This is a genomic window from Campylobacter sp. RM12647 (genome assembly GCF_020138135.1).
Taxonomy (GTDB): Bacteria; Campylobacterota; Campylobacteria; order Campylobacterales; family Campylobacteraceae; genus Campylobacter_E.
Genome location: NZ_JACGAS010000013.1, coordinates 1 through 12,462 on the forward strand (window position 1 = coordinate 1; position 12,462 = coordinate 12,462).

Annotated in this window: 12 protein-coding genes; 10 read left to right on the top strand and 2 right to left on the bottom strand. The window is 29.2% G+C overall.

Going from position 1 to position 12,462, the window contains the following annotated elements; translation table 11 throughout:
• Positions 1-67: 67 nt before the first annotated feature.
• Together der and flgK are read right to left on the bottom strand one after the other, a co-directional pair.
• A complete protein-coding gene (der, locus tag AVBRAN12647_RS05890; RefSeq protein WP_336614837.1) occupies positions 68-1,474 on the bottom strand; it encodes a ribosome biogenesis GTPase Der in 1,407 nt (468 codons plus the stop codon).
• 34 nt (positions 1,475-1,508) lie between these two features.
• Positions 1,509-3,359 (bottom strand): flagellar hook-associated protein FlgK, encoded by a 1,851-nt coding sequence (gene flgK, locus AVBRAN12647_RS05895; RefSeq protein WP_336614838.1) that lies wholly within the window; start codon positions 3,357-3,359, stop codon positions 1,509-1,511.
• Between the two features lie 194 nt (positions 3,360-3,553).
• Between flgK and aroQ the strand changes: the two genes are divergently transcribed.
• Genes aroQ through AVBRAN12647_RS05945 form a run of 10 tightly spaced genes read left to right on the top strand, consistent with a single transcriptional unit; the run spans position 3,554 to position 12,462 of the window.
• Positions 3,554-4,039 carry a type II 3-dehydroquinate dehydratase gene (aroQ, locus tag AVBRAN12647_RS05900; RefSeq protein ID WP_214149801.1) on the top strand — a complete coding sequence of 162 codons (486 nt, stop codon included), beginning with the start codon at positions 3,554-3,556 and terminating at the stop codon, positions 4,037-4,039.
• The gene (gene folK / locus AVBRAN12647_RS05905) at positions 4,039-4,518 is read left to right on the top strand and encodes a 2-amino-4-hydroxy-6-hydroxymethyldihydropteridine diphosphokinase (RefSeq protein ID WP_214117274.1); all 480 of its coding nucleotides are present in this window, start codon (positions 4,039-4,041) and stop codon (positions 4,516-4,518) included. Before aroQ ends, folK begins: the two co-directional genes overlap by 1 nt.
• Before the next feature lie 9 nt (positions 4,519-4,527).
• Positions 4,528-5,796 carry a flagellar biosynthesis protein FlhF gene (gene flhF / locus AVBRAN12647_RS05910; protein WP_214117273.1) on the top strand — a complete coding sequence of 423 codons (1,269 nt, stop codon included), beginning with the start codon at positions 4,528-4,530 and terminating at the stop codon, positions 5,794-5,796.
• A 3-nt stretch (positions 5,797-5,799) separates the two neighbouring features.
• Positions 5,800-6,666, top strand: coding sequence for a P-loop NTPase (locus tag AVBRAN12647_RS05915; RefSeq protein ID WP_214117271.1), 867 nt, complete (start codon positions 5,800-5,802; stop codon positions 6,664-6,666).
• Between the two features lie 5 nt (positions 6,667-6,671).
• Positions 6,672-7,025, top strand: a complete 354-nt coding sequence (locus tag AVBRAN12647_RS05920; protein WP_214149799.1) for a hypothetical protein — start codon at positions 6,672-6,674, stop codon at positions 7,023-7,025.
• The gene (locus AVBRAN12647_RS05925; RefSeq protein ID WP_250325125.1) at positions 7,009-7,704 is read left to right on the top strand and encodes an RNA polymerase sigma factor FliA; all 696 of its coding nucleotides are present in this window, start codon (positions 7,009-7,011) and stop codon (positions 7,702-7,704) included. Before AVBRAN12647_RS05920 ends, AVBRAN12647_RS05925 begins: the two co-directional genes overlap by 17 nt.
• Complete coding sequence (gene fliM / locus AVBRAN12647_RS05930) at positions 7,697-8,797, top strand: flagellar motor switch protein FliM (protein WP_214117268.1); 1,101 nt, start codon at positions 7,697-7,699, stop codon at positions 8,795-8,797. The genes AVBRAN12647_RS05925 and fliM overlap by 8 nt, the downstream gene beginning before the upstream one ends.
• Positions 8,790-9,605: a flagellar motor switch protein FliY gene (gene fliY / locus AVBRAN12647_RS05935; RefSeq protein ID WP_214117267.1), complete on the top strand. Its 816-nt coding sequence runs from the start codon at positions 8,790-8,792 to the stop codon at positions 9,603-9,605. The genes fliM and fliY overlap by 8 nt, the downstream gene beginning before the upstream one ends.
• Positions 9,602-10,129, top strand: a complete 528-nt coding sequence (locus AVBRAN12647_RS05940) for a TIGR00730 family Rossman fold protein (protein ID WP_214117266.1) — start codon at positions 9,602-9,604, stop codon at positions 10,127-10,129. The genes fliY and AVBRAN12647_RS05940 overlap by 4 nt, the downstream gene beginning before the upstream one ends.
• A gap of 44 nt (positions 10,130-10,173) precedes the next feature.
• Positions 10,174-12,462: a flagellin N-terminal helical domain-containing protein gene (locus AVBRAN12647_RS05945; RefSeq protein WP_336614839.1), complete on the top strand. Its 2,289-nt coding sequence runs from the start codon at positions 10,174-10,176 to the stop codon at positions 12,460-12,462.

A 12,462-nucleotide genomic window follows, 5' to 3' on the forward strand; every position in this document is an offset into this window, starting at 1 on the left:
GAGTTTAATATACATCATATTACTATTCAGCCAGAAATTAGCGAATAATTAGGAATTAACTTCCTAATTACTCTTCAATTAATTCTTTTTCGCCTTTTTTACGAGCTGCTATGATTAATGGAACTCCGCTTAAATCATAGTGTTTTCTTAATACATTTTGTAAATAGCGTTTGTAAGAAAAATGAAGTGCTTTTGGTCTATTCATTACAAGTGCGATTTTTGGTGGTGCAACGCTATATTGAGTAGCGTAATAAATCTTAACAAGTTTGCCTTTATCGTGTGGCAATGGATGAGCTAGACAAGCTTCTTCTATGATTTGATTTAATTTTGAAGTTTGGATTTTTTGAATGTAGTTTGAATGCACTTTTAAGATTAAATCTAAAAGATTTTTAATACGCTTTTTACTAAGTGCTGAAACGCTAATAATAGGTGCATAGGCTAAGAATTTAAATCTATCAAGCCTTAAATGTTTGCAAACTTCATCAAATTCTTTATCACTCTTACCACATAAATCCCATTTATTTAAAACTATAATCACGCCTAAATAATTCTTACCTAAAAGCCCAGCTATTCTTTCATCAAGCTCGTTAAATCCTTCAGCAGCATCTAATACAAGCAGAGCAATTTGAGAGTTTTCTAGCATTTTTTCGGTGCGATTTAGAGCGTATTTTTCTATACCTAAAATTTTACTTCTTCTTCTAATTCCTGCGGTATCAACAAATTCAAGCGTTTTGCCATTATATTCAATACTTTCATTTACAGGATCAATCGTAGTTCCTGCAATGCTACTTACAACACATCTTTCATCATTTACAAGTGCGTTTAAAAGTGAGCTTTTACCTACATTTACACGCCCTAAAATTGAGATTTTTATATGATTTTCATCAATTTCGCTAACTTCGTTAATGCCTTCTTCATCATATTCACCAGCTATATTTTCATCTAAGAAATCTTCTAAGCTAAGCTCTGAATTATCAGGCACGAAAGTATCACGCAAATGTGAGCTTAAAAAATCATTTAATTCATCAATCCCCGTTGCGTGAGATACGCTTATATTAAATACATTTTTAAATCCAAAACGAGTAAATTCCAAGCTTCTTTCTTCATCTTTTTTACTATCTACTTTATTAATTACTAAAGCTGTTGGTTTTTTAAGCTTTAATAAATCATAAAAATAAGATCTATCATCATCATTTGCACCCAATTTACAATCTACCATATAAACGATTATATCAGCGTCTTTTGCTTCTTTTAAGGTGTTCTTTTTAACATTTTGAAATAATTCATCTTTATCATCAAGCCCACCACTATCTACTAAAATAGCCTTTTTTCCATTAATATCAACTATTTTTCTATTAGTATCTCTAGTAGTGCCACTAATATCAGAAGTTATCGCTAAGCGTTCTTTTGCCAAGCGATTAAATAGTGAGCTTTTGCCAACATTTGGCTTTCCTATTAACATTATTTTTTGCATATATATCCTTTATTAAAAAAGCTCATTTTAGCTATTATTGTTTAAGTCCTAGCAAAGTATCTAACATTTTATCAACCGTTGTGATGATTTTAGCACTTGCACCAAAACTTGCTTGATATTTCATAAGATTGCTTAATTCTTCGTTCATATCAACTCCACTTACTGATTGAAATTCTGCTGTTACATTAGCCAAGATAGCTTCGTTTGTTTTGTATAAAGTATTATTGTTTTCTGCACGACTTGCTATATCTGTTGTCAAAGACCTATAAAATCCTTCAAAAGTAGCTTGAGTGCTTTCTCCTTTAGTATCGTAAAAATCAATTTTATTATATTGAAGTTGATTGATTGCGTTTGCTACATCGTTATTTCCATCAGCACCAGAACTACTTGCTCTAAGTAAAGTTGGGTCGTGTCTTAGGCTAGTATCTACATTTATATTGCTACCATTAGTGCCTTCAAAGAATTTTCCAAGACCAAAAATTCCAGGAAAATTAGTGCCATGATCTTCTACACCTACTTTAAATCCATCTAGTTTAGGAATAAGACTAAAAATACCACTATCTTTTGTTTCATCATAAGAATAATCAGCTAAAAAATAATCATCAAAATCGTTTAAATTGTTATTATCGTTATTATCATCTGTATTAGAATTAATTTTTTCTAATAAACTAGAACTTCTTACTCCACCTGTCATTGATGTGCTTGTATCAAGAGTGATTGTTTTTCTTGCTACTTCTTGACCATTATCGTTATATACGATTAAATCAAATGTGCCTGTTTTTAATCTATTATCTACATTCATAATAATATCATCATTTTTTAGATGAGACATTTCATTTGATAATATTTGCTTTTGAGCTGCTCTTGAGTAGATATTGTTTGTTTCTGTAATCATAGTTTTTGCAAAAGAATCAAGATTGTTTATATAATCTTGCAAAATACCATCATCAAATCCATTAGTTTGGGTATTAAACTCACGACCCCTTAAATTAAGTTGAGCTCCTAATTGTCCCCCACTTAATTTAGAAGTTAAATCAGCAGTAGTTCCATCTTGAAGCTCATAATAAATCCTTTGAAAAGGGCTTCCTGCAGCAACACTATCTATTCTTAATGGATGAAATGTTGTCCCATCAACTATAGAAAAACCTTCAATGTTTAAATGATAATCTATGCTCCCATCTTTTATATTTGTATCAAATGAAGCATTTTGTTCTAAATTCTCTTTAAAAACTGATGATTTAACGAGTTTTGAAAGTCTTAATTCTAATTCATCTCTTTTATCTCTTAAATCATTTGCCATAGAATCACCAGCACTCTCACTTGCCGCTATTTGAGCATTAATTGTAGAAATATCCTTACCAATTCTATTTATTTCTTCAATAGTTAAAACTACATCATCATTTACTGATTTTTGCATTTTAAACATATCATCTCTAGTAGCTTTTATATCTTTTGCAAGGGTTGTTGCTACTTGAACTAGATTTATTTTTGTAGCACCATCAGCAGGGTTGCTAGCATAATTATTCCAAGCTTTTTGATAAGCTTGTAAATCATTTAAAATTCCAACATCTTTTAAATCAGGAAATCTTTGTGCTGCTTCTTCAAGTTTTGTTTTTAGATATTTAGTATGTTCAAAATTATTTGTATTATCACGCATTTTTGTGAAAACATACTCATCGTGAATTCTTACAATCTTATCAACCTTAGTTCCAAGTCCAATATCACCAGCTGGCACATGTAAAGCATCTGCTGCTGATTGAACTACTCTTTGCCTAGTATAATAAGGATTGTTTGCATTTGTAATGTTATGTCCTGTTGTAGATATTTGAACTTGTGCAGCTCCAAGACCACTTACACCTGTATTTAGTGTTGAAAATATACTCATAATTAACCTTTAAAACTTTAACTTGATTTAAGCTTGTTAGCAAAATATATTCCATATCGTAAAAATTTTATTAATCTTTATATTTATTTGAAATTCTTTTTTTTAGATATTGATTTAAAAAATATTTTTTAATAACTTATATTAAAATTAAAAACTTATAATCCAACATTAAAATATTTATTAAAGGAAGAAATATGAAAATAATGGTAATTCAAGGACCAAATTTAAATATGTTAGGTCAAAGAGACCCTAGAATTTATGGAACTATGACTATGGCTCAAATACATGAACAAATGAGTATAGCTGCTAAAGAAAGCAATGTTGATATAGAGTTTTATCAAAGCAATTATGAAGGCGAAATAATTGATAAAATTCAAGAGTGTGTAGGAACTTGTGATGCAATTATTATAAATGCTGGTGGATATACTCATACATCAATTGCGATTGCTGATGCAATAGCAGCTACAAGAATGCCTGTAATTGAAGTTCATATTAGTAATATTTATGCTAGAGAAGAATTTAGAGCTAAGAGTTTCTTAAGTCCTGTATGTGCTGGAACTATTAGTGGTTTTGGACCATTTAGCTATCATTTAGCATTACTTAGTGCTATTCAAATGGTTCAACAACAAAGAGCATTTATAGCAGCTCAAGAAGAAGCACTAAAAGCAAATAACGCTTAATGCCAAATATCAAGATAAATGAAGCGAGATATTTTAAAAGGATTAAGTATTATCCGTATTTTAGCAAGGATAATAAAGCTTATAAATATTTAGCTTTAATTTCTCTTGGTAGTAATATAGAGCCTGAGTGTGAAAGATTTGTAAGATTATTTAAAAAATTAAAATCTGATAGAAGATTTAAGATTATTCAAACTTCAGCATTATTAATAAATGAAGCTTTTGGGTATAAAGAGCAAAAAGATTTTACAAATGCTTTAATGTTTGTTAAAACAAGTCTTCACGCAAGAGAGCTTTTAAAAGTTTTACAACACTATGAAAATATTTTTCATAGGACAAGAAGTTTTAAAAATGCACCTAGAACTCTTGATTTAGATATTGTTTATTTTAGTGAAAAAACATATTGCGATAAGAGATTAGTATTACCACATTATGGTGCAGAAGATAGGATTAGTATAACTTTAGTATTAGGAACAATGTAAGGAAAAAATATGGCAATTAGGCAAGATAGTTTTAGAGTAGAAAAAGGACAAGATTATTTAGCTTATGTTAGAGATTATTATGGAGATGAAGCTGAAATAGTTGCTGTAACTCAAGTAGAAGGAAGAACTCCAACAAGCCCTGCTATGGTAGAAGTAGTTGTAGCTATTAATGATACAAAAGAAAAAAAGCAACCAATTGTAAATAAAAGAGCAGCGTTACACTACGAAAATAGCTTAAAAGAATTTAAAAGCGATAATTTTGATAGAAAAATAGCTATAGAAAATAAGCAAAATCAAAATGAAAATAAATCACTTAATCAAGATTTAAATTCTAAAAAAGAATTATCTAGATTAAAGTTTAATCCTAATTCTAGCAATAAGTCAAAAGATGATAAGCAATTATTAAATGAGTTAAATAGCAAAGTAGATTATTTAATGAGTATGAGATGGGGAGAACTTGCTCCTGCTAGAAATAATCTTGAAATTCCACCTGAGTTTGCATTAATTTATGATAAAGCAAAAAAAAGTGATATGTTACAAACTCATTTAGATGAAATTATGAGAGCAACTCTTAAAAATATGCCAAAAGCTTTATTGAGTAATAAAGAAGCAATTACTAGATATTTTACAACCTTACTTAAGAGTATGATACCTTGCAGAGTTGATGCACCTATTAGAAAACAAAAAATAATTATGTTAGTTGGCCCAACAGGGGTTGGCAAGACTACAACATTAGCTAAGCTAGCTTATAGATACGCATACGGAAGCAAAAGATACAAAACTGCTATAGTTTCGCTTGATAATTTTAGACTAGGTGCTAAAGAGCAATTAGCTGAATACGCTAGGACTATGAGATTACCAATTGCATTTGTATCAACCGAAGAAGATTTGCATAAAAACCTTGAGACTTTAAGTGGTTATGATGTGGTTTTAATAGATTCAACTGGTAATTCTCAATATGATAAGACAAAAATTGAAAAATTAGAAAGTTATTTAAAGGCTAGTGAGAGTGAAATTGAGGTTGCATTGGTATTAAATGCAGGTATGAAGTATGATGATATGGAAGAGACTTTTAATGCTTTTAATGCTTTAAATATTGATACTTTAATACTTACAAAATTTGATGAAACTAGAGCTTTTGGTAATATTTTTTCATTAATTTTTAATATTAAAAAACCTGTTTCGTTTTTTTCAATAGGTCAGAATGTTCCTGATGATATTTTAGTAGCTAATAGCGAGTATTTAATTAAATGCGTTTTAGATGGATTTAAAGGATAAATTATGCAAACACAAGCTGATAAATTAAATGAGCTTATGAAAAATGAGCATAAAGTAAATAAGAAAAATACAAAATTTATTGCAATTACAAGTGGTAAAGGTGGGGTTGGCAAAAGCACAATAAGTGCTAATATTGCTAATTTACTTGCAAATGATGGATATAAAGTAGGTCTTTTTGATGCTGATATTGGTCTTGCAAATCTTGATGTGATTTTAAATGTAAAAATAGGTAAAAATTTATTACATGTTTTAAAAGGAGAATGCAAACTAGCTGATATTATTAAACAAGTAAAACCGAATTTAAAACTAATCCCAGGTGATAGTGGTGGAGAGATTTTAAAATACAATAATTCAAGTTATTTTGACGCTTTTTTAGAAGATGCTGAATTATTAGAAGATTTAGACTTTTTGATAATTGATACGGGTGCTGGTATTGGTGGAACTACTTTACATTTTTTAGAAATTGCTGATGAAGTTATTGTTGTAACTACACCTGATCCTGCTGCAATTACTGATGCTTATGCTACTATTAAAGTTACTTCTGATGTAAGAAATGATTTTTTAATGCTTTTTAATGTGGTAAAAAGCGAAAAAGAAGCACTAGATTTATTTACAAATATTTCAAAAGTTGCATCAGCAAATATTAAAAATAATCCTGAATTAAAATATTTAGGATACTTAGAAAGCTCTGCTTATGTTATTGATTGTATTAAAAGTAGGGTTTTGTTTTCTCAAAGTTCGTCAAGAGAAACTAATCAATTAAAAAAAGCTACTAATAATCTTTTATCAAGATTGGAACGAAATGTGCTTAAAGATTCTGATTCAGGAAATATAAAAAGCTTTTTTAAGAGATTAATTGATAGGATTTAAGGTATATGAGAACGGATAATTATATTGCTTTTGTTACAGTTTGTGGATTTTTTATAGGTTTTATTTGTGCTGTATTTAAGATTGATGATCCGTTTATGATGATAGGTTTTACCTTATTTACTACTTTTGTTTTTTATATTTTAATTCACCTTGTTGTTCTTAATTTTGTTGATGCAAAGAAATTAGGTAGTAGGAATTTTGATAAATTTGCTTATGAAAATACCACAAATCATTTCATAAAAGAGCTTGAAATTAGAGAAAATAGAATGGATAAGATTATTCAGAGTGTAGAAAGTGAATTAGAAATTATCAAAAAGCAAACAAAACCTGCAAGGAAATATAATGCAAAAGCGGCTTAATGCGTATGCAAGTGCTTTAAGAAATGCTCAAGATGAATTAGCTGTTAAATATCAACCAGCATTAAGAGCTATGGCATTTAGATTAAAAGAACGCTTGCCTGCTAGTGTTGATGTTAATGATTTAATAGGTGTTGGGACTGAAGAATTAATCAAATTAGCAAGACGCTATGATGATTTACAAAATGATAATTTTTGGGGATATGCTAGAAAAAGAGTATATGGTTCTATGCTTGATTTTTTAAGAAGTCTTGATACTTTAAGCAGAAGCAATAGAAAAATTGTAAAAGATATAGAAAAAATAATAAATGATTATATAAATGATTTTGATGAAGAACCAAGTGATGAGTATTTAGCAAGTGAATTAGGTATAGATATAGATAAGATTAAAGAAGCAAGATTAGCACAATCAATTAGCTATATCGTTCCATTAGATGAACAATTACAAGTATTAAGCGATGAAGACGCTAATGAAAGACTTGATAAAGAAAATTTATTAGAAAAAATTACCGAAGTTTTAGAAGAATTAAATGAAAGAGAACAATTGATTATTCAGTTATATTTTTATGAAGAGCTTAGTTTAAAAGAAATTAGTGAAATTTTGCAAATTAGCGAATCAAGAGTATCGCAGTTGCAAAGTAGAGTAATTAATACATTAAGAAAAAGGCTAATTGATGGCTGATATTTTATCTCAAGAAGAAATAGACGCACTTTTAAATTCCGTTGATTCAGCCGATAGTGTCCCTGAAGTAAAGAAAGAAAACGATGAAAGGCAAATCATAATATATGATTTTAAGCGTCCAAATCGTGTTAGTAAAGAACAACTTCGTGCAGTAAAAGGAATTCATGATAAATTAGCAAGAAGCCTTGCTACTCAAATTTCTCAAATGATGAGAAGTATGGTGGAAATAAAGCTACATTCAGTTGACCAGATGACTTATGGTGAGTTTTTGATGTCTTTACCAAATCCTACTAGCTTTAATGTTTTTTCAATCAAGCCTTTAGATGGAACTTGTGTTTTAGAGATAAATCCTAGTATTGCTTTTCCTATGATTGATAAATTATTAGGTGGAGCTGGAGAAGGAAGTGAAAAAAATAGAGAATTAACAGATATTGAGATTAATTTACTTGATAGTATTTTAAGAATTATGATGGGTAGACTTAAGGAAAGCTGGTCAATAATTACTGATATGTATCCTAGCGTAGAAGCTAAAGAAAGTAGCCCAAGTGTAGTCCAAATTGTAAGCCAAAACGAAATAGTAATAATGGTTGTTATGGAGCTTACTATAGGTAATAATAGCGGTATGATTAATATTTGTTATCCTGTAATTTATTTAGAACCAATTTTAGGTCGTTTAGCAAATCGTGATGTAATGCTAGGCGAAACAAGTGCTAAAAAAAGTAGAAATAAAGAAATCAAAACCTTAGTAGGTCGTGCTGATATGGTCTATGAAGTGATTTTAGGTAAGGCTTTTATTAGTGTAGAAGAATTTTTAGGACTTGAAAATGGAAATATTATTAAGCTAAATAGAAATGCTGATGATAAAGCTATTGTGAGCGTTGATGGAAAAGATGTATTTTTAGCTCAATTTGGTATTCATAGATACCAAAAATCAATTAAGATTTTAGATTTAATTAAAACTGATAAAGATGAGGTTAAAAACATACTTGAAGCTTATGAGTTAGAGCGTAAAACAAAGGCTGCAGAATTTGATAAAGTAGTAGAAATTCAAGAAGAATTGTCAATGGAAGATGAGGAAAAATTAGATGATTGATGAGTTTTTAGGTTTATTTGTAAATGAATGTATTGCCACTATTGAAGGGCTTACAGGAAAAAGTGCTAGATTTAGCGAATATAGTGAGTTTGATATTAAAAACAATGCCTTAAAGCCACCTATTTTAAAAGCAGTTTTTAAAAGCGAAGATAAAGAATTTGCATTTTTATCAAGTCCGGTTTTAATGAGTGCGATTTCTGAATGGATGATGGGCGAAGAAGAAATCTCAATGAATGAGAATTTAGGCACAGATGAGCTTGACGCTAGCAAAGAAGCAATTAGCAATATATTTTCAGCATTTTCAACTTCATTAAATGCACAAAAAGATTTACCTAAGTTTAATTTTAGCTTAGAAAAATGTGAGTTTTTGACTGATGAGTGTGATTTATCTAAGTTTTATAAAATTTATTTTTATGATGTAAATATCAATGATTTAAATGAGCAAATAAGTCTTGCTATCAATGAAAAAGCTTATAAGCTTTTAAATCCTAATTCAAATTCTACAAAAGAAAGTGAAGTAAGTGCGCCTAAAATGGATTTGGGTGAGTTAAAAAATATTAATTTAATAATGGATGTAAAGCTTCCGATTAGAGTTAGAATTGGTAGTAAAAAAATGCTTTTAAAAGATGTTTTAACAATGGATATAGGTTCTGTTATTGAGCTTGACCAATTAGCAAATGACCCTTTAGAAATCTTAGTTGGGGATAAATGTTTTGCTGAAGGAGAAGTTGTTATTGTTGATGGAAATTTTGGTGTGCAAATTACTAAAATCGGAGATAAAAAAGAAAGGTTAGAAAGTCTTAGATGAAATCAGTTACAATTTTTGGCTCGGCTAGATTTGATGAAAATAATAAATATTATAAAGACGCTTTTGAATTAAGTGAAGTTCTAGCAAAGAACGGCTATAGCATTACTACAGGTGGTGGCGGTGGTATTATGCACGCTGCTAATAAAGCTGCTTTTTTAGTTGGCGGGGTTGAGAGTATTGGTATTAATATAAAATTACCAATGGAACAAAGATTAAATGAATATTGCACTAAATCTATTGAATTTAGCGATTTATCTTTAAGAAAAAAAGCCTTAATGCAAAATGATGTAATGATAGTTTGTGCTGGTGGATACGGAACTTTAGATGAATTATTTGAAGTTTTAACCTTAGCTCAAACAAAATTAAGAAATTATAAAATCATTTTATATAACGAAGAATTTTTTAAACCATTAGTTGATTTTTTTAAAAATACACTTTTAAATTCTGGTGCAATTGATGAGAGTTCTTTAAATATTTTTAGCATAGCAAATACACCTAGTGAAGTTTTAGACTTAATAAAATAATTTTTTTACCGATATACCCTAAAGATTATTAACAAGGAAAAAGAATGAGAATAACAAGCTCTTATATTTATTCACAAAATTTAGGCAATTTTCAGCGTCAGCAAAATATGATAAATGACGCAAATAACCAATTAACAAGTGGTTTGAAGATTAATCAATCTTATGATGACGCTGGAATTTATTCAGAAGGTTCAAGACTTGTTTATGAGATTTCTACATTTCAGCAAATTAGCGAAGCTGCTAGTAAAGCTATAAATATTACAAAAAACTCTGATAAAGCAGTAGATGAAATGAGTAAGGCACTAGACCAATTTAAAAACAAATTAATTCAAGGTGCAAACGAAGTTCATTCTGATACTTCTTTAAACGCTTTAGCAAATGACTTACAAAAAATAAGAGATCATATTGTAAATATTGCAAATACAAGTATTAACGGACAATATTTATTCAGTGGAACTAATGTTGGGACTAAGCCTTTTGATGAAAAGGGCAATTATTATGGCAATGATGAAAATATGCAAGTTTTACTAGGGTCTAATGTGTATAATGATTACAATATTTCAGGTCAAGAGCTTATGAAGGGTGTTGATAATGATTATAAAAAAATAATCAGCACAAATGTTCGTTTGGTTGATAGAAGATATGATATTAATAAACCAGAAGAAGTGCATTATATTACTCAAGATAGTAAGATTAAAGACTTAATTGGTAAAGAGTATTTAAAACCACAAGCTAATGGAAAAGAGCTTAATGTGAATGATCATTTTTTAAAAAATGATGAAGGAAGATTTCCTGATACTTATTTTTATGTTCGTGGGACTAAGGGAAATGGTGAGAGTTTTAAAGCTAAGTTTAAGATGGGTGCTAGTGAAGATGTTGGTGCTATGCTTAATAAAATAGGTGAGTTATACGGAAACACTAAGGAAAATAAGGTAGTAGATGTAACGCTTAGCAATAATGGAACGATAGAAATTACTGATTTAAAAAATCAAGAAAGTAGAATTAATTTTTCTATGTTTGCAGCTACTGCTAAGGCTGATGATTTCGGACAAATTTATCCACCAAAAATACCTGATACACCACCAATGCCTATCATTCCTTTTCCTGTTAAAAGTGAGTTAGCAAGTGTAACTAATCCAAATGATTTAAGAAATAATAATAATGTTTTTGTTTTAGAATTTACAAATACAGGTAATATAGATACTTCTTTTACTAGTGATGGGATTGATTATTCTAGGTCTTTATTTAGTAAAAAAGATAATATCTTAAGCTCAAACATAGCTCAAGTAGATAAAAATAATAATGTAGCTACTAATGAGACTAAATTAGTTGAGGCTTCGCAAGGAACATTAAAGCTAAATCCAAATGATACTACAAGACCTGATAGTGTTTTAAAACTAGAAATTACTTCAAAAAATAAGGTACATTATTCAATAGATTTTAATATTACTCAAGGCACTGCAACGGCTAGTTATAAACAAAATGGTCAAGATAAAAAGGTAACTTTACCTATTACAAATGTGGTTTATGATAATAATCAGCATATTTCAGATAGTGTTAAGACAAATCCTGAAAATATAACATATAAGCAATTAGGAGATATTATTTCTATGTTTGCTAGTGATAATATCCCAACTAAAGATTATCAATTAGTTCAAAAATATCCAAATCAAGCTAATTCTCCTATGATTTTAAATAATGATGATAAAGCAGAATTAGAAAGGCTGTTAATTAATTCTAAAAATTCAGTTGATGTAGGTCTTAATGAAAAAGGTCAAATGACTTTAATAGACAAAGGTGCGACTACTACTAAAATAGATTTAGCTATATTTGACGCTAATACTATGAATAAAGATGAATTTGATTTTGGAAATGATGCTAATGGTTTGCCAATTGCTGAAGGTTCTAAAAAGGGAGATTTGTTTAATTTTAATACAAATTCTACTTTAATTGTTGATGAAGGTAGGGTTGATATTATAAAAGACCTTGATAAGATGATAGAAGCTGTTAGAAATGGAAATTATAGAGCAGATAGTAATAATCCTGAATTGTTAAAAAGTGTTGGTATTCAAGGAGCTTTAAAAAGGATTGACCATTTACAAGATCATATTAATAAAGTTCATACAAAAATAGGTGCAACTCAAACAAGTATTCAAAATTCTCAAGATAGAGCAGATTTAATGAAAGTAAATGTTGAACAAGTTAAGGCGAAGGTTCTTAATTCAGACCCTGTAGAAAGCCAATTAATGCTAATGCAAGCGACAATTACCTTACAAGCTACTTTACAAGCTAGTGCGCAGGTTTCAAAATTAAGCTTATTAAATTATATGTAA

Excerpts from the sequence above, each read along its gene's own strand:
- der (WP_336614837.1), bottom strand. The coding sequence starts at position 1,474 with ATGCAAAAAATAATGTTAATAGGAAAGCCAAATGTTGGCAAAAGCTCA.
- flgK (WP_336614838.1), bottom strand. The coding sequence starts at position 3,359 with ATGAGTATATTTTCAACACTAAATACAGGTGTAAGTGGTCTTGGAGCT.
- aroQ (WP_214149801.1), top strand. The coding sequence starts at position 3,554 with ATGAAAATAATGGTAATTCAAGGACCAAATTTAAATATGTTAGGTCAA.
- folK (WP_214117274.1), top strand. The coding sequence starts at position 4,039 with ATGCCAAATATCAAGATAAATGAAGCGAGATATTTTAAAAGGATTAAG.
- flhF (WP_214117273.1), top strand. The coding sequence starts at position 4,528 with ATGGCAATTAGGCAAGATAGTTTTAGAGTAGAAAAAGGACAAGATTAT.
- AVBRAN12647_RS05915 (WP_214117271.1), top strand. The coding sequence starts at position 5,800 with ATGCAAACACAAGCTGATAAATTAAATGAGCTTATGAAAAATGAGCAT.
- AVBRAN12647_RS05920 (WP_214149799.1), top strand. The coding sequence starts at position 6,672 with ATGAGAACGGATAATTATATTGCTTTTGTTACAGTTTGTGGATTTTTT.
- AVBRAN12647_RS05925 (WP_250325125.1), top strand. The coding sequence starts at position 7,009 with ATGCAAAAGCGGCTTAATGCGTATGCAAGTGCTTTAAGAAATGCTCAA.
- fliM (WP_214117268.1), top strand. The coding sequence starts at position 7,697 with ATGGCTGATATTTTATCTCAAGAAGAAATAGACGCACTTTTAAATTCC.
- fliY (WP_214117267.1), top strand. The coding sequence starts at position 8,790 with ATGATTGATGAGTTTTTAGGTTTATTTGTAAATGAATGTATTGCCACT.
- AVBRAN12647_RS05940 (WP_214117266.1), top strand. The coding sequence starts at position 9,602 with ATGAAATCAGTTACAATTTTTGGCTCGGCTAGATTTGATGAAAATAAT.
- AVBRAN12647_RS05945 (WP_336614839.1), top strand. The coding sequence starts at position 10,174 with ATGAGAATAACAAGCTCTTATATTTATTCACAAAATTTAGGCAATTTT.